Here is a 15,610-nt window from a genome sequence, read left to right as displayed (position 1 = left end):
GCCGGCGCGCGACCACGCGGGGTGGCGTGCGCCGGCTCCGGTTAGGTTGGGCGCATGCCGACACGGGCCCCCACGACCGCCGCCGCACGATGGTCCGCCGACGACATCCCGGACCTGGACGGCCGCCGCGCCGTCGTCACCGGCGCGAACAGCGGCCTCGGGCTGCAGACCGCGATCGGCCTGGCGGCGCACGGCGCCTCCGTCGTGCTGGCGTGCCGCGACGCCGGCCGCGGGGAGGCGGCACGGGCGACGCTGCGCGCGGAGACCGGGAAGGACGCCGAGCTGCAGCTGCTCGACCTCGCCGACCTGGCGTCCGTCGCGCGGTTCGCCGACGACTGGGGCGAGGCGCCGCTCGACGTGCTCGTGTGCAACGCGGGCGTCATGGCGGTGCCGCGCGGCACGACCCGGGACGGCTTCGAGACGCAGATCGGCACCAACCACCTCGGGCACTTCGCCCTGGTCGGCCGGCTCCTGCCGGCGCTGCGCCGGTCGCCGGACGCCCGCGTCGTCGTGGTGTCCTCCGCCGGGCACCGGATGGGGCGGATCGACCTGGAGGACCTCGGCTGGGAGCGCCGCCCGTACCGTCCGTGGCGCGCGTACGGCCAGAGCAAGCTCGCGAACCTGCTGTTCGCGCGCGAGCTGGACCGGCGCCTGCGTGCCCACGGCGACCCGGTCGTGGCCGTGGCCGCGCATCCCGGTCTGGCCTCCTCGAACCTCAGCGCGCCCTTCGTCGCGGGGCTGCCGAAGCCGCTGGCCGCCCTGTACACGTCGCTCGGGCACGCCGTCGAGCAGTCCGACGCGGACGGCGCCCTGCCCTCCCTCTACGCCGCGACCATGCCCGACGTGCGCGGCGGGGAGTACTTCGGCCCGGACGGCCGCTTCGAGCAGCGCGGCGCCCCGACGCGGGTGGGCCGCTCGGACCGGGCGACGGACGACGTGACCGCGCGGGGCCTGTGGTCGCTCAGCGAGCGGCTCACGGGTGTCACCTACCCCGACCTGCCGCCGGTGGGGCCGACCGCCGGCGGCTGAGGCGCCGGTGGTACCAATCGCGGGCGGCTGAGGCGCCGGCGGCCCCTCGGTCGGCGGTCACGCGGTGAGCGCGCGGACCTGCTCGCCCGCATGGCCACCGTCGAGCGTCCGCGCCAGCAGGGCCACCCGGACCGCACCGCCCTTGGTGACCTGCTCACCCACCTGCCGGAAGCCGAGCCGGGCGTGGAACGCGAGCGACTGGGAGTTCGGCGGCTCGAGGTTGACCTCGCAGGTGATCTCTCCCAGGCCCAGCTCGTGCGCGCGGCCGGCCACCGCCGCGTAGAGCGTGCGGCCCAGACCCCGGCCGTGGGCGTGCGGCGCGACGACGATCCGGTCGACGTACAGCGACCCCGGCCGGTGCTCGGAGAACCACCGGTAGTTCTCGCTCGCGTAGCCGGCGCCGGGCGCGACGGCGAGCACGAAGGCCAGCGGCGCGCCGTCGTCGTCGGGCACGACGAGAGCCACGTCGCACCCGGGCACGTGCGCGGCCAGGCCGGCGGCGCCGAGCTCGTTGACGGCCGGGACGGCGGCGTCGTTGAGGTGCGCGAGCGCCGGGACGTCGGCCGGCGCGATGGGTCGCGGGAGCGCGGCGGAGGTGACGGTCACCGGCCCGCGTCCCACGCGCGCTGCAGCGCCTGCGCGAAGAGCTCGGTCGGCTGCGCGCCGGACACCCCGAACCGCCGGTCCAGCACGAAGAACGGCACCCCGGACACCCGGACGGCGCGCCCCTCCTCCAGGTCGGCCAGGACGTCGTCGGCGGCGGCGTCCCCGGCGAGCGCGCTGCGCACGTCGCCCGGGTCCAGGCCGGCGCCGGCGCCGATGGCGACCAGGACCTCGCGGTCGTCCACCGCCAGCCCCTGCTCGAAGTGCGCGCTCATGAGCGCCTCGACGACGGCGTCGGCCAGGTCGGGGTCGCGGCGGCGGGCGAGGTGGATCAGGCGGTGCGCGTCGAAGGTGTTCGCCGGCCGGACCGTGTCGAACCGGTACGTGAGCCCGACGCTCGCGGCGACCTCGGTGACGTGCGCGAACATGTCGTGCACGGCGTCCAGCGGCAGGCCCTTCATGTCCGCGAGCATCTGCGCCTCGGACAGCGGCGAGCCGACCGGCGCCTCGGGGGACAGCTGGTAGCTGCGCCAGCGGACGTGGACGCGGTCGCGGTGCGGGAAGTCCGCCAGGGCGGCCGCGAACCGTCGCCGCCCGATGTAGCACCACGGGCACGCGACGTCGGACCAAATCTCGACCCGCAGCGGGGTCGTGCGGGTGGTGGCGGACGGCGTCGCGGCGCCGCCCAGGGGATCGGTGGTCGTCACGGGACCAGGAGAACCTTTCCGGTCGTCTCGCGCCCCTCGAGCGCGCGGTGGGCGTCCGCGGCGTCGGCCAGCCGGAACGTCGCGCCGATGCGCACGTCCAGCGCGCCGGTCTGCACCGCGTCGAACAGCTCGGCGGCCCGCCAGGTGAGCTCCTCGCGCGTGGCGACGTAGTGGCCGAGCGTCGGACGGGTGAGGTACAGGGACCCCGCCGCGTTCAGCCGCTGCGGGTCCACCGGCGGGACCGGGCCCGACGACGCGCCGAACAGCGCCAGGCCGCCGCGCGGCCGCAGCGAGGCCAGCGACGCGTCGAAGGTGTCCCGGCCGACGCCGTCGAAGACCGTGTGGACGCCGCGGCCGTCGGTCAGGGCGCGCACCTGCTCGGGCAGGTCGCGCGTGAGGTCGTCGAGCTCGGTGTACCGGATGACGTCGTGCGCCCCGGCCGCCCGTGACAGCCGCTCCTTGGCCACGCTGCCGACCGTGGTGATGACGCGCGCACCACGGGCCACCGCGAGCTGGGTGAGCAGCAGCCCGACGCCGCCCGCGCCGGCGTGCAGGAGCACGACCTGGCCGCGGGAGACGGGGAACGTGGACGTCACGAGGTAGTGCGCGGTCATGCCCTGCAGCAGCAGCGCGGCGGCGACGTCGTCCGGGACGTCGTCGGGCACGGGCACCGCGTCGCGCACGGGCACCACGGCGAGCTCGGCGTACGAGCCGGGGGCGGCGCTCCAGGCGACGCGGTCACCGGGGGCGAACCCGTCGGCGCCGTCCCCGACGCTCACGACGGTGCCCGCCCCCTCCGACCCGACGACGTGCGGGAACGGGACCGGGTAGACGCCGGAGCGGCGGTAGGTGTCGATGAAGTTGACGCCCGCCGCCGCGACCTGGACCAGCAGCTGGCCGGGTCCGGCGACGGGGGCGTCCAGGTCGTCCAGGCTCAGGACCTCGGGTCCGCCCGCGGCGGTGGCTCGGATGGCTCGCATGTCGGCGCAACATACTCCGGGGCCCGCGTCATCCCGGGCCGTGCGCTCGCGCGCCGGACCGTAGGTGACCGGGCCAGTGGAGCGCCTCGCCGCGCGCCATCTCCGGGACACCGCCAGAGTGGGCCCGGACCTCTCGCGGACGTCCGACCGGCACCTGCATCGCCGTGCATTCGGGTGTATGTTCATGCACATGTCGTTCACCGTCGCCGTCGCCGGCGCCAGCGGGTACGCCGGGGGTGAGGCCCTGCGGCTGCTGCTCGGTCATCCCGACGCCCGCATCGGCGCCCTCACCGCGCACGGCAGCGCCGGCAGCCTGCTGGGGGAGCACCACCCGCACCTGCCCGCGCTCGCCGACCGCGTCCTGCAGCCGACCACGGCCGAGGTGCTGGCCGGGCACGACGTCGTGATCCTCGGACTGCCGCACGGGGCCTCCGCGGCCATCGCCGCCGAGCTGGGGGACGACTGCCTCGTCCTGGACCTCGGGGCGGACCACCGCCTGAGCGACTCCGGCGCCTGGACCGCGTTCTACGGCGGCGAGCACGCCGGGACGTGGCCGTACGGGCTGCCGGAGCTGCTGCACGCGGGCGAGGCTTCGGCGTCCGCCCAGCGTGCCGCCCTGGCCGGCGCCCGCCGGGTCGCCGTCCCCGGGTGCAACGTCACGGCCGTCACCCTGGGCCTGCAGCCCGGCGTCGCCGCCGGCGTGATCGAGCCGACCGACCTCGTGGCCGTGCTGGCGAACGGGTACTCGGGCGCGGGCAAGGCGCTCAAGCCGCACCTGCTCGCGGCCAAGGGGCTGGGCTCCGCGCAGGCGTACGGCGTCGGCGGGACGCACCGGCACATCCCGGAGATCGAGCAGAACCTCACGGTGGCGGGTGCCGCGTCGGTGTCGATCTCGTTCACCCCGACCCTGGTCCCGATGTCCCGCGGGATCCTCGCGACCGCGACCGCGCGGCTGGCTCCCGGGGTGGACGTCGGCTCCGTCCGGGAGGCGTGGGAGACCGCCTACGCCGACGAGCCGTTCGTCCACCTGCTGCCCGCCGGGGCCGGCGGCGCGCTGCGCTGGCCGACGACGGCGGCGACCAGCGGCGCCAACACCGCGCTCGTCCAGGTCGCGGTCGACGAGCGGGCCGGCCGGGTCGTGACCGTCACCGCGCTGGACAACCTCGTCAAGGGCACCGCGGGCGGGGCGCTGCAGTGCCTCAACCTCGCGCTCGGACTGCCCGAGACGGCCGGCCTGACCACCACCGGGGTGGCCCCGTGAGCGACCAGGAGGACCTATGACTGTCACCGCCCCCCGCGGCTTCCGCGCCGCCGGCGTGACCGCCGGCCTCAAGGCGTCCGGTCGGCCCGACGTCGCCCTCGTCGTCAACGACGGCCCGCTGCAGGTCGCCGCGGCGGTCCTCACGAGCAACCGCGTCCAGGCGGCCCCGGTGCTGTGGACGCGCCAGGCCGTGTCGGACGGTGTCGCGACCGCCGTCGTCCTCAACTCCGGCGGCGCCAACGCCTGCACCGGCCCGGAGGGCTTCGGCGACACGCACGCGACCGCCGAGCACACCGCAGCGGCCCTGGGGGTGTCCGCCGGGGACGTCCTGGTCTGCTCCACCGGGCTCATCGGTGAGCGGCTGCCCATGCCGGCGCTCCTGGCGGGGGTCACCGCGGCTGCGGAGGCGCTCACCCCGGCCGGCGGCGACAGCGCCGCGGTGGCGATCATGACCACCGACTCCGTGCCCAAGACCGTCGTCGTGCAGCGCGAGGGGTGGTCCGTCGGCGGGATGGCCAAGGGCGCCGGCATGCTCGCCCCCGGCCTCGCCACGATGCTCTGCGTCCTCACCACGGACGCCGACTGCAGCGCCGAGGACGCCGACGCCGCCCTGCGCACCGCGACCCGCGTCACCTTCGACCGGGTGGACTCCGACGGCTGCATGTCCACCAACGACACCGTCGCGCTGCTGGCGTCCGGCGCCTCGGGCGTCCGGCCCTCCCCGGACGAGCTCGCCGCCGCCGTCACGCAGGCGTGCGCGGACCTCGCGCGTGCTCTGGTCGCGGACGCCGAGGGCGCCAGCCACGACATCGCCGTGACGGTCGTCGGCGCGCACACCGAGGACGCCGCGGTCGCCGTCGCCCGTGCCGTCACCCGGTCCAACCTGTTCAAGGCCGCCGTCTTCGGCAACGACCCCAACTGGGGCCGGGTGCTCGCCGCGGCGGGCACCGTGCCCGTCGAGGTCGCGGCCTTCAGGGCGGACCGGATCGACGTCAGCATCAACGGCGTGCAGGTGTGCCGGGCGGGCGGCGTCGGCGAGGACCGCTCCGGCGTGGACCTCGCCGCCGGCCGCGAGGTGCAGGTGCTCGTCGACCTGCACGCGGGCGACGCGCGCGCGACCGTCTGGACCAACGACCTCACGCACGACTACGTCCACGAGAACAGCGCGTACTCGACATGAGCCAGCCGACGACCGGCGCGGGCGGCACGGCCGGCGAGCCCGCCGACGACTTCCACTTCGACCCGCGGACCGACCTGTTCCCCGAGCAGAAGGCCGAGGTCCTCATCGAGGCCCTGCCCTGGCTCCAGCGGTTCTCCGGGGCGCTCGTCGTGGTCAAGTACGGCGGCAACGCCATGGTCGACGACGACCTCAAGCGCGCCTTCGCGCAGGACATGGTGTTCCTGCGGCAGGTGGGGCTGCGGCCCGTCGTCGTGCACGGCGGGGGACCGCAGATCAACTCCATGCTCGACCGCCTCGGCATCAAGTCCGAGTTCCGCGGGGGGCTGCGGGTCACCACCCCCGAGGCGATGGACGTCGTGCGGATGGTGCTCACCGGGCAGGTGTCCCGCGAGCTCGTCGGCCTGCTCAACGCGCACGGGCCGTACGCCGTCGGGCTGTCCGGCGAGGACGGCGGTCTGCTCCAGGCCCGCCGGCGCACCGCCGTCGTCGACGGCGAGGCGGTCGACATCGGGCTGGTCGGGGACGTCGTCCACGTCAACCCGTCGGCGGTCCTGGACCTGCTCGACGCCGGACGCATCCCGGTGGTGTCCACGGTCGCGCCCGACATCGAGGACCCGACCCAGGTGCTCAACGTCAACGCCGACACCGCGGCGGCCGCGCTCGCGGTCGCCCTCGGGGCACGCAAGCTCATCGTGCTGACCGACGTCGAGGGCCTGTACGCGGCCTGGCCCGACCGGGCGTCCCTCGTGCGCCGGATCCGCGCCTCGGCCCTCGCCGAGCTGCTGCCCACGCTCGACCGGGGCATGCGCCCCAAGATGGAGGCGTGCTGGCGCGCGGTCGAGGGCGGCGTCGGCCGGGCGCACGTCATCGACGGCCGGGCCCCGCACTCCGTGCTCGTCGAGATCTTCACCAGCGAGGGCGTGGGCACCATGGTGCTGCCGGACGACGAGCCGGTCCCGTCCCCGTTCACCGGTGCCGTGCCCGTCGTCGTCCGCAGGGAGCCCGCATGACCGACGTGACCACCCCGACCACGACGGACCTGGCGGGCCCGGACTCCGTCGCCGCCTGGACGCAGCGGTACGGCCAGGCGCTGATGGACACGTTCGGCCCGCCGCAGCGCGTGCTGGTCCGCGGCGAGGGCGCCTACGTGTGGGACGCGGACGGCAAGCGGTACCTGGACCTGCTCGCCGGGATCGCCGTCAACGCCCTCGGCCACGCGCACCCCACGCTGACCGCCGCGATCTCGGCGCAGCTGGGGACGCTGGGGCACGTCTCGAACTTCTTCGGCACGCCGACCCAGATCGCCCTGGCCGAGCGGCTGCTCGCGCTGGCCGCGGCGCCCGAGGGATCGCGGGTCTTCTTCACCAACTCCGGCGCCGAGGCCAACGAGGCCGTCTTCAAGATGGCGCGCCGCACCGGACGCCCGCGGATCCTCGCGCTCGAGGGTGCGTTCCACGGCCGGACGATGGGCGCGCTGGCGCTGACCGCCAAGGCCGCCTACCGCGAGCCGTTCGAGCCGCTGCCCGGCGGCGTGGAGTTCCTCCCGTTCGGCGACACGGCCGCGCTGGAGGCCGCCATGGCCGACGACGTCGCCGCGCTCGTCCTGGAGCCCATCCAGGGGGAGGCCGGTGTCCGGCCGCTGCCGCCCGGCTACCTGGCGCGGGCCCGTGAGCTGACCCGCGAGCACGGCGCGCTGCTCGCCCTCGACGAGGTGCAGACCGGCATGGGCCGCACCGGCGCCTGGCTCGCCCACCAGCACCCGCACCTCGGCGGCGGCGTCACGCCCGACGTCGTCTCGCTGGCCAAGGGCCTCGGCGGTGGCTTCCCGATCGGCGCGGTCGTCGCGTACGGCGAGCGCGCCGCGACGCTGCTCGGCCGCGGGCAGCACGGCACCACGTTCGGCGGCAACCCGGTCGCCAGCGCCGCCGCGCTCGCGACCATCGCGGTGATCGAGCGCGACGGCCTCCTCGCCCACGTCACCGAGGTGGGTCGGCGGCTGCGCGACGGCGTCGCCGCCGCCGGCCACCCGCTGGTCGAGGAGGTGCGCGGCGACGGGCTGCTGCTCGCGGTCCGGCTGCGCGAGCCGGTGGCCGCCGCGCTGGCCGCCCGTGCGCTCGAGGCCGGGTTCATCGTCAACGCCGTCGCGCCGGACGCGATCCGGCTCGCGCCCCCGCTCGTCCTCACCGCGGACCAGGCCGCGGACTTCGTCGCCTTCGTCGCGGCCGACGGCGCCGCGCACGTCCCGGCCGACGACGTCGCCGACGGCGCCGCGCACGAGCCGGCGCACGACGCGACGGGCGGTGCCCGGTGACCCGGCACCTCCTGCGCGACGACGACCTGTCGCCCCGCGAGCAGCACGAGGTGCTCGAGCTCGCGCTCGCCTACCGCGACGACCGCTTCATCCGCACGCCGCTGGCGGGTCCCCGCGCCGTCGCGGTGATCTTCGACAAGCCGTCGACGCGCACCCGGGTGTCCTTCCAGGCGGGCATCGCCGAGCTCGGCGGGTACCCCCTCGTGCTGGACGCGGGGACGTCCCAGCTCGGGCGGGGGGAGTCGGTCGAGGACACCGCACGCGTGCTGGACCGCCAGGTCGCCGCGATCGTGTGGCGCACGTTCGGCCAGGAGCGCCTGGACGCCATGGCCGCGGTGTCCCGCGTGCCGGTGGTCAACGCGCTGTCGGACCAGTTCCACCCGTGCCAGGTGCTCGCGGACCTGCTGACCGTCGCCCAGCACCGCGGCGGTGCGGCGGCGCTGCGCGGGATGACGCTGGCGTACGTGGGGGACGGGTCCAACAACATGGCCGCGTCCTACCTGCTCGGCGGGGCGACTGCCGGCATGCACGTGCGGATCGGGACGCCGCAGGCGTTCCCGCCGCCGGCCGACGTGGTCGACGCCGCCCGCCGCCTCGCCGCCTCCACCGGCGGGTCGGTGCAGGTCACGCACGACGCGGCCGAGGCGGCGGCCGGTGCGGACGTGCTGGCGACCGACACCTGGGTGTCGATGGGCCAGGAGGGCGAGGCCGACCAGCGCGAGGCGCCGTTCGTGCCGTTCCGCGTCGACGAGGCGCTGGTGGCGCTCGCCGCGCCGGACGTGCTCGTCCTGCACTGCCTGCCGGCCTACCGCGGCAAGGAGATCACCGCCGAGGTGCTCGACGGCCCCCGCTCGGTCGTCTGGGACGAGGCGGAGAACCGCCTGCACGCGCAGAAGGCCGTCCTGACCTGGCTCTTGGAGCAGCCGTGAGCGCCCCCGCGACCCGCGCCGGCCGGGCGTCGTCCGGCACGGCGCCGGGCACCGCGCCGGGCACGTCGTCGGGCACGCCGTCGGGCACGCCGTCGGGCACGGCGTCGGGCACGGCGCCGGCTGACGCGGGGCGGCTGCCCGCGACCAAGGCCGCCCGGCACGCGCTGATCGCCACCCTGCTGTCCCGGCAGCCGGTGCACTCCCAGACCGAGCTCGCCGGCCAGCTCGCCGAGGCCGGCGTCTCGGTGACGCAGGCGACCCTGTCCCGGGACCTCGTCGAGCTGCGGGCGGTCAAGATCCGCACCGCCGGCGGCGCCCTGGCGTACGCGATCCCGGCCGAGGGCGGCGACCGCAGCCCCCAGCCGGCGCCGGACACCGAGTACCTGGCGGCGCGCCTGGCCCGGCTCTGCGCCGAGCTGCTCGTCACCGCGGACGCGTCCGGCAACCTCGTCGTCCTGCGCACGCCGGCCGGCGCGGCGCAGTTCCTCGCCTCGGCCATCGACCACTCGGTCATGCCCGGGGTGATGGGCACGATCGCCGGCGACGACACCGTCCTGGTGATCGCGCGCGACGACCGTCCCGCCGGCACCACGGGCTCCGCCGGCTCCGTGCTGGCGGCCCGGTTCCTGGACCTGGCGTCGCACGGCCCCGTCCCCTCCTCCTTCCCGACCCCGCTCTCCCCGACTTCCGACGAAAGAGACCTGTGATGACTGATCGCGTCGTGCTCGCCTACTCCGGCGGCCTGGACACCTCTGTGGGCATCGGCTGGATCGCCGAGGCGACCGGGGCCGAGGTCATCGCCGTCGCCGTCGACGTCGGCCAGGGCGGGGAGGACCTCGAGGTCATCCGCCGCCGTGCGCTGGACTGCGGTGCCGTGGAGGCGTACGTGGCGGACGCCAAGGACGAGTTCGCGGCCGAGTACTGCATGCCCGCCCTGCGGGCGAACGCGCTGTACCTCGACCGCTACCCGCTCGTCTCGGCGCTGTCCCGCCCGGTGATCGTCAAGCACCTGGTCCGCGCCGCGCGGCAGTTCGGCGCCACCACGGTCGCCCACGGCTGCACCGGCAAGGGCAACGACCAGGTCCGCTTCGAGGTCGGCATCACCTCGCTCGCGCCGGACCTGGCGTGCATCGCCCCGGTGCGTGACCTCGCCCTGACCCGGGACAAGGCGATCGAGTACGCGAACAAGCACTCGCTGCCGATCGAGACCACGAAGCACAACCCGTTCTCGATCGACCAGAACGTGTGGGGCCGCGCGGTGGAGACCGGGTTCCTCGAGGACATCTGGAACGCGCCCACCAAGGACGTCTACAGCTACACCGACGACCCGACCTTCCCGCCGGTCGCCGACGAGGTCGTCGTCACCTTCGAGCAGGGGATCCCCGTCGCGCTCGACGGGATCCGGGTCACCCCGCTGCAGGCGATCCAGGAGATGAACCGTCGCGCCGGCGCCCAGGGCATCGGCCGGATCGACATCGTCGAGGACCGTCTGGTCGGCATCAAGTCCCGCGAGGTCTACGAGGCGCCCGGCGCCATCGCGCTCATCGCCGCTCACCAGGAGCTCGAGAACGTCACCGTCGAGCGCGAGCAGGCCCGGTTCAAGCGCGGCGTCGACCAGCGCTGGACCGAGCTCGTCTACGACGGCCAGTGGTTCTCCCCGCTCAAGCGCTCGCTCGACACCTTCATCGACGACACCCAGCGCTACGTCTCCGGCGACGTCCGCCTGGTGCTGCACGGCGGTCGGGCGACGGTCACCGGCCGCCGCAGCGAGGCGAGCCTCTACGACTTCAACCTCGCCACCTACGACACGGGTGACACGTTCGACCAGTCCCAGGCCAAGGGCTTCATCGAGATCTACGGCCTGACGTCCAAGCTGTCCGCGGCGCGCGACGTCAAGTTCGGCAACGGCGTGGACCTGAGCCCGGTCGCCGGGTCGTCCAGCGCCGGTGCGCTGTCGGGGGGCGGCGCCGAGTCGACCTCGTCCGGCACGCCCGACGGCGCCGCGGGGGCCTGAGCGATGACGTCCCCGACCGTTCCGGACGGGCTGCCGGACGGGCCGCCCGACGGCGGGCCACGGCTGAGCCTGTGGGGCGGCAGGTTCGCGTCCGGACCATCGGACGCGCTGGCCGCCCTGTCGCTCAGCACCCACTTCGACTGGCGCCTGGCGACGCACGACATCGCCGGGTCGGTGGCCCACGCGCGCGTGCTGCACGCGGCCGGGCTGCTCACCGACGACGAGCGTGACGGCATGGTGGACGCGCTCGGGCGGCTGCGCGACGACGTCGTGTCCGGAGCGTTCACCCCGGTCCCGGCCGACGAGGACGTGCACACCGCGCTCGAGCGCGGCCTGATCGAGCGCGCCGGGGTCGACCTCGGCGGCAAGCTGCGGGCCGGACGGTCCCGCAACGACCAGATCGCCACGCTGATCCGGGTCTACCTGCGCGAGCAGGCGCGGGCCGTCTCCGCCCTGCTGCTCGACGTCGTCGACGCACTGGTCGCCCAGGCGCACGCGGTCGGCGAGGCGCCGATGCCCGGTCGCACGCACCTGCAGCACGCTCAGCCGGTCCTGCTCGCCCACCACCTGCTGGCGCACGCGTGGCCGATGCTGCGCGACGTCGAGCGGTGGGTCGACTGGGACGCCCGCGCGGCGCGCTCCCCGTACGGGTCCGGGGCGCTGGCCGGGTCCTCGCTGGGGCTGGACCCGGCCGCGGTCGCCGCGGAGCTCGGGTTCGACGGGCCGACGGAGAACTCCATCGACGGCACCGCCTCGCGCGACGTCGTCGCCGAGTTCGCGTTCGTCGCGGCGATGACCGGCGTGGACCTGTCCCGGCTCGCGGAGGACGTCATCCTCTGGGCGACCAAGGAGTTCGGGTTCGTCCGGCTGGACGACGCGTTCTCGACCGGGTCGAGCATCATGCCGCAGAAGAAGAACCCGGACGTGGCCGAGCTCGCGCGCGGCAAGGCGGGCCGGCTCGTGGGCGACCTCACCGGTCTGCTCACCACCCTCAAGGGGCTCCCGCTGGCGTACAACCGCGACCTGCAGGAGGACAAGGAGCCGGTCTTCGACCAGGTCGACACCCTGACCGTGCTGCTGCCGGCGTTCGCGGGGATGGTGGCCACCATGCGGTTCGACGTCGGCCGCATGGCCGAGCTCGCACCGCAGGGGTTCTCGCTGGCGACCGACATCGCCGAGTGGCTGGTCCGCGAGGGCGTGCCGTTCCGGGTCGCGCACGAGGTCGCCGGGGCGTGCGTGCGCGAGTGCGAGGAGCGCGGCACCGAGCTGTGGGACCTGTCCGACGACGACCTCGCGCAGATCTCCCCGCACCTGACGCCGCAGGTCCGCACGGTGCTGACCGTCGAGGGGTCCCTCGCGTCACGGTCGGCCTACGGCGGGACGGCGCCGGTCCGGGTCCGCGAGCAGCTCGAGCGTGCCCGCGCGCGTGCCGGTGAGCTGCGCGCCTGGACGCAGGCGTGACCTCGCTCCGCCGGTGAGCCCGCCGACCCGGCCCGCGGTGCCGGTCCCGACGCCCGAGCCGGTGACGTCCGCGGTACCGACACCGGTGCCGACACCGGCTCCGGTGCCCGTGTCGGTGACCGCGCTCGCCGACCGGGTCCGGGCGGCGTCGCCGCGGCTGGGTGGCACCCGCCTCGTCGTCGTCGACGGCCCGGCCGGGTCCGGCAAGACGACGCTCGCCGGCCGGCTCGGCGCCGCGCTCGGCGCGCCGGTCCTGCACGGCGACGACCTGCTCGCCGGCTGGGGCGACCTGGAGGGCTGGTGGTCACGGCTCGCCGACGGCGTCCTGGCGCCGCTGGCCGCCGGGCGCCCCGGCCGGTACCGCCGCTACGACTGGGTGGAGCGCCGGTTCGCCGAGGAGCACGACGTCCCGCTCACCGGCGCCCTTGTCGTGGAGGGCTGCGGCGCGGGTCGCCGGGCGGCGGACGCGGTCGCCGTCCTGCGCGTGTGGGTCGAGGCGCCGCCCGACGTCCGGCTCGCGCGGGGGCTGGAGCGCGACGGGGAGGACATGCGCTCGGAGTGGCTCGCGTGGATGGCGGCGGAGGCCGCGCACTTCGCCGCCGAGGGCACCCGGGAGCGTGCCGACGTGCTCGTCGACGGATGCGCGAGCATGGAGCCGTGACCTCGCCCGCCCCCCGCCTCGGCCCGCACGCCCCCCGGCTCGATCCGGACGCCCCGGACCCGGCCCGCCCGCACGACGTCCCCGACCGTCCGTGGTACGCCCGGGACGCCCACGAGGTGGCCGCCGACCTGCTGGGCTCGCACGTCACCACGCGTCACGCCGACGGCGACGTCACCGTCCGGCTCACCGAGGTGGAGGTGTACCGCGGGCTCGCCGACCCGGCGTCCCACGCCTACCGCGGCCCCACCCCCCGCAACGCGGCGATGTTCGGGGAGCCGGGACGGCTGTACGTCTACCGGCACCTGGGACTGCACCACTGCGTCAACGTCGTGACCGGACCGGACGGCGTCGCGTCGGCCGTCCTCCTGCGGGCCGGCGAGGTGGTCGCGGGCGCCGAGCTGGCCCGGGACCGCCGCTCGCGCGCCGGCGTCACGCGCTCGGACGTCGACCTCGCCCGCGGACCCGCGCGTCTGGCCGTCGCCCTCGGCCTCGACCTGACCGCCTACGGGGCGGACCTGACCGACCCTGCCGGCTTCGTGGTCGTGCACCGGCCGTCCGGTCCGGCGCTGCCGCACGTGACGGGCCCGCGCGTGGGCGTCTCGGGTGCGGGCGCCGACGCCGACGCGTTCCCGTGGCGGATGTGGCTGCCGGGGGAGCCCACGGTCTCGGTGTTCCGGCCCGGCCCCCCGCCCCGGCGCCGCGCGACCCGCGCCGACCGGACGTCGGCCTGACCGACGGCGCGACCGCCCCCGGCCGGTCGAGACGAGCGGGGCGCGGCGCCCGCGGGACGGACCCCGCGGCCGGCCCGGCGGCGCGCACGGCAGACTGTGCGCAGACCCGCGACAAGGAGATCCACCCGTGACCGAGATCCTCGACGAGCTGCGGTGGCGCGGCCTCGTCGCCCAGACCACCGACGAGCCCGCCCTGCGCACCGCGCTCGCCGACGGGCCCCTCACGCTGTACTGCGGCTTCGACCCCACCGCGCCGAGCCTGCACATCGGCAACCTCGTGCAGATCCTCACCGTCCGCCGCCTCCAGGACGCCGGGCACCGCCCGCTGGCCCTGGTCGGCGGGGCCACCGGGCTCATCGGCGACCCGAAGATGACGGGCGAGCGGACGCTCAACTCGCCCGACGTCGTCGCCGGCTGGGTCGAGCGCATCCGCCGCCAGATCGAGCCGCTCCTGCGGTTCGACGGTCCGGCCGCTGCCCGGATGGTCAACAACCTCGACTGGACCGCGCCGATGTCGGCGATCGACTTCCTGCGCGACGTCGGCAAGCACTACCGGCTGGGCACGATGCTCGCCAAGGACACCGTCGCCCGGCGGCTCCACAGCGAGCAGGGCATCAGCTTCACCGAGTTCAGCTACCAGATCCTCCAGGGGATGGACTACCTCGAGCTGCACCGCCGGCACGGCGTCACGCTCCAGACGGGCGGCAGCGACCAGTGGGGCAACCTGCTGTCCGGGGTGGAGCTGATCCGCAAGGTCGAGGGGATCGGCGTCCACGCGCTGACCACGCCGCTGATCACCAAGGCCGACGGCACCAAGTTCGGCAAGACCGAGTCCGGCACGGTGTGGCTCGACCCGGAGCTGACCAGCCCGTACGCCTTCTTCCAGTTCTGGCTCAACGCCGACGACGCCGACGTGGTGCGCTACCTCAAGGTGTTCACGTTCCGCAGCCGGTCCGATATCGAGGCGCTCGAGGCGGCGGTCGCCGAGCGGCCCGCAGCCCGTGAGGCGCAGCGCACGCTCGCGCACGACGTGACGGCGCTCGTGCACGGGACCGCGGCCGCCGACGGCGTGGTGGCCGCGAGCCAGGCGCTGTTCGGGCGAGGCGACCTGCGCAGCCTGGACGCCGCGACGACCGCGGCGGCCGTCGCGGAGCTCCCGAGCACCGCCGGCAAGCCGGGGGACCCGCTCGTCGACCTCTTCGCCTCGTCCGGTGTGGTGGCGAGCAAGGCGGCCGCTCGCCGGGCGATCGCCGAGGGGGGTGCGTCGGTCAACAACGTCAAGGTGGTCGACGACGCCGCGGTCCTGGACGCGGACGACCTGCTGCACGGGCGCTGGGCGCTGCTCCGCCGCGGGAAGCGGACCCTCGCGGTGGTCGACGCCGGCGCCGCCGGCTGACCGACGCCGGCGATCCGGGCGACGAGCGCGCCGGGAACCGCTCGGCAGCCCGTGGACACGCCCGAACGCGCATCCGTGCAGGTCAGGCGCGGTGAGCGCCGTCACGGACAGCCCAGGTTGACCCTGTCTAGGGCCGTGCGTAGTGTTCCTGTTCGCCGCCCGGCAGGGAGGAACGGACATCGGCTCTTCGGAGTGGGTGGCTGGTCCCGGGGTGGCTCCCTCCAGGTTCGACTCTCCGCGGTCCCTTCGGGTTCGTGGGTGCGATGGCGCCTTGGGGTGGGATCGGGCCTGGTGCCGGGTGGTTGACGGTGGGGGTCGGGTCGGGTAAGTTTGAACGGTTGCCTCCT

General features: G+C 75.5%; 15 protein-coding genes. 12 read left to right on the top strand and 3 right to left on the bottom strand.

Going from position 1 to position 15,610, the window contains the following annotated elements; genetic code table 11:
• The first annotated feature begins 54 nt into the window (after nucleotides 1-54).
• Complete coding sequence (locus CAE01nite_RS16195) at nucleotides 55-1,029, top strand: oxidoreductase (RefSeq protein WP_146906573.1); 975 nt, start codon at nucleotides 55-57, stop codon at nucleotides 1,027-1,029.
• Nucleotides 1,030-1,086: 57 nt separating this feature from the next.
• On the opposite strand, the gene CAE01nite_RS16190 is transcribed toward CAE01nite_RS16195, so the two are convergent.
• The 3 genes from CAE01nite_RS16190 to CAE01nite_RS16180 are packed head-to-tail and all read right to left on the bottom strand — an operon-like array spanning nucleotide 1,087 to nucleotide 3,319.
• Nucleotides 1,087-1,635, bottom strand: a complete 549-nt coding sequence (locus CAE01nite_RS16190) for a GNAT family N-acetyltransferase (RefSeq protein ID WP_186816636.1) — start codon at nucleotides 1,633-1,635, stop codon at nucleotides 1,087-1,089.
• Nucleotides 1,632-2,339: a DsbA family oxidoreductase gene (locus CAE01nite_RS16185; protein WP_246131279.1), complete on the bottom strand. Its 708-nt coding sequence runs from the start codon at nucleotides 2,337-2,339 to the stop codon at nucleotides 1,632-1,634. Before CAE01nite_RS16185 ends, CAE01nite_RS16190 begins: the two co-directional genes overlap by 4 nt.
• The gene (locus CAE01nite_RS16180; protein WP_146906571.1) at nucleotides 2,336-3,319 is read right to left on the bottom strand and encodes a quinone oxidoreductase family protein; all 984 of its coding nucleotides are present in this window, start codon (nucleotides 3,317-3,319) and stop codon (nucleotides 2,336-2,338) included. The genes CAE01nite_RS16185 and CAE01nite_RS16180 overlap by 4 nt, the downstream gene beginning before the upstream one ends.
• A gap of 190 nt (nucleotides 3,320-3,509) precedes the next feature.
• Between CAE01nite_RS16180 and argC the strand changes: the two genes are divergently transcribed.
• The 11 genes from argC to tyrS all read left to right on the top strand — a co-directional run bounded on the left by argC (nucleotide 3,510) and on the right by tyrS (nucleotide 15,263).
• Nucleotides 3,510-4,580: an N-acetyl-gamma-glutamyl-phosphate reductase gene (argC, locus tag CAE01nite_RS16175; protein ID WP_222595960.1), complete on the top strand. Its 1,071-nt coding sequence runs from the start codon at nucleotides 3,510-3,512 to the stop codon at nucleotides 4,578-4,580.
• Between the two features lie 16 nt (nucleotides 4,581-4,596).
• A complete protein-coding gene (argJ, locus tag CAE01nite_RS16170; protein ID WP_146906569.1) occupies nucleotides 4,597-5,760 on the top strand; it encodes a bifunctional glutamate N-acetyltransferase/amino-acid acetyltransferase ArgJ in 1,164 nt (387 codons plus the stop codon).
• A complete protein-coding gene (gene argB, locus CAE01nite_RS16165) occupies nucleotides 5,757-6,770 on the top strand; it encodes an acetylglutamate kinase (protein ID WP_146906568.1) in 1,014 nt (337 codons plus the stop codon). The genes argJ and argB overlap by 4 nt, the downstream gene beginning before the upstream one ends.
• Nucleotides 6,767-8,071 (top strand): acetylornithine transaminase, encoded by a 1,305-nt coding sequence (locus CAE01nite_RS16160; RefSeq protein WP_146906567.1) that lies wholly within the window; start codon nucleotides 6,767-6,769, stop codon nucleotides 8,069-8,071. The genes argB and CAE01nite_RS16160 overlap by 4 nt, the downstream gene beginning before the upstream one ends.
• Complete coding sequence (gene argF, locus CAE01nite_RS16155; protein ID WP_146906566.1) at nucleotides 8,068-9,000, top strand: ornithine carbamoyltransferase; 933 nt, start codon at nucleotides 8,068-8,070, stop codon at nucleotides 8,998-9,000. The genes CAE01nite_RS16160 and argF overlap by 4 nt, the downstream gene beginning before the upstream one ends.
• Before the next feature lie 134 nt (nucleotides 9,001-9,134).
• The gene (locus CAE01nite_RS16150; RefSeq protein ID WP_146906696.1) at nucleotides 9,135-9,707 is read left to right on the top strand and encodes an arginine repressor; all 573 of its coding nucleotides are present in this window, start codon (nucleotides 9,135-9,137) and stop codon (nucleotides 9,705-9,707) included.
• Nucleotides 9,707-11,014 carry an argininosuccinate synthase gene (locus tag CAE01nite_RS16145; RefSeq protein ID WP_146906565.1) on the top strand — a complete coding sequence of 436 codons (1,308 nt, stop codon included), beginning with the start codon at nucleotides 9,707-9,709 and terminating at the stop codon, nucleotides 11,012-11,014. Before CAE01nite_RS16150 ends, CAE01nite_RS16145 begins: the two co-directional genes overlap by 1 nt.
• A 3-nt stretch (nucleotides 11,015-11,017) precedes the next feature.
• Nucleotides 11,018-12,475: an argininosuccinate lyase gene (gene argH / locus CAE01nite_RS16140; RefSeq protein ID WP_146906564.1), complete on the top strand. Its 1,458-nt coding sequence runs from the start codon at nucleotides 11,018-11,020 to the stop codon at nucleotides 12,473-12,475.
• Between the two features lie 103 nt (nucleotides 12,476-12,578).
• On the top strand, nucleotides 12,579-13,136 hold the full coding sequence (locus tag CAE01nite_RS16135; RefSeq protein WP_307725009.1) for a uridine kinase family protein: 558 nt from the start codon (nucleotides 12,579-12,581) through the stop codon (nucleotides 13,134-13,136).
• Nucleotides 13,133-13,867 carry a DNA-3-methyladenine glycosylase gene (locus CAE01nite_RS16130; protein WP_246131278.1) on the top strand — a complete coding sequence of 245 codons (735 nt, stop codon included), beginning with the start codon at nucleotides 13,133-13,135 and terminating at the stop codon, nucleotides 13,865-13,867. The genes CAE01nite_RS16135 and CAE01nite_RS16130 overlap by 4 nt, the downstream gene beginning before the upstream one ends.
• A gap of 127 nt (nucleotides 13,868-13,994) precedes the next feature.
• Complete coding sequence (gene tyrS / locus CAE01nite_RS16125) at nucleotides 13,995-15,263, top strand: tyrosine--tRNA ligase (protein ID WP_146906562.1); 1,269 nt, start codon at nucleotides 13,995-13,997, stop codon at nucleotides 15,261-15,263.
• The last annotated feature ends 347 nt before the right edge of the window (nucleotides 15,264-15,610 follow it).

It is taken from the genome of Cellulomonas aerilata, from assembly GCF_007991755.1.
In the GTDB taxonomy this organism is placed as follows: domain Bacteria; phylum Actinomycetota; class Actinomycetes; order Actinomycetales; family Cellulomonadaceae; genus Pengzhenrongella; species Pengzhenrongella aerilata.
The sequence above is the reverse complement of the archived record's forward strand: the minus strand, read 5'-3'. Positions and strand labels throughout refer to the sequence as shown.

Bases quoted from the DNA above. Each gene is read 5' to 3' on its own strand.
- argC (WP_222595960.1), top strand. From the start codon at position 3,510: ATGTCGTTCACCGTCGCCGTCGCCGGCGCCAGCGGGTACGCCGGGGGT.
- argH (WP_146906564.1), top strand. From the start codon at position 11,018: ATGACGTCCCCGACCGTTCCGGACGGGCTGCCGGACGGGCCGCCCGAC.
- CAE01nite_RS16145 (WP_146906565.1), top strand. From the start codon at position 9,707: ATGACTGATCGCGTCGTGCTCGCCTACTCCGGCGGCCTGGACACCTCT.
- argB (WP_146906568.1), top strand. From the start codon at position 5,757: ATGAGCCAGCCGACGACCGGCGCGGGCGGCACGGCCGGCGAGCCCGCC.
- CAE01nite_RS16195 (WP_146906573.1), top strand. From the start codon at position 55: ATGCCGACACGGGCCCCCACGACCGCCGCCGCACGATGGTCCGCCGAC.
- CAE01nite_RS16160 (WP_146906567.1), top strand. From the start codon at position 6,767: ATGACCGACGTGACCACCCCGACCACGACGGACCTGGCGGGCCCGGAC.
- argJ (WP_146906569.1), top strand. From the start codon at position 4,597: ATGACTGTCACCGCCCCCCGCGGCTTCCGCGCCGCCGGCGTGACCGCC.
- CAE01nite_RS16180 (WP_146906571.1), bottom strand. From the start codon at position 3,319: ATGCGAGCCATCCGAGCCACCGCCGCGGGCGGACCCGAGGTCCTGAGC.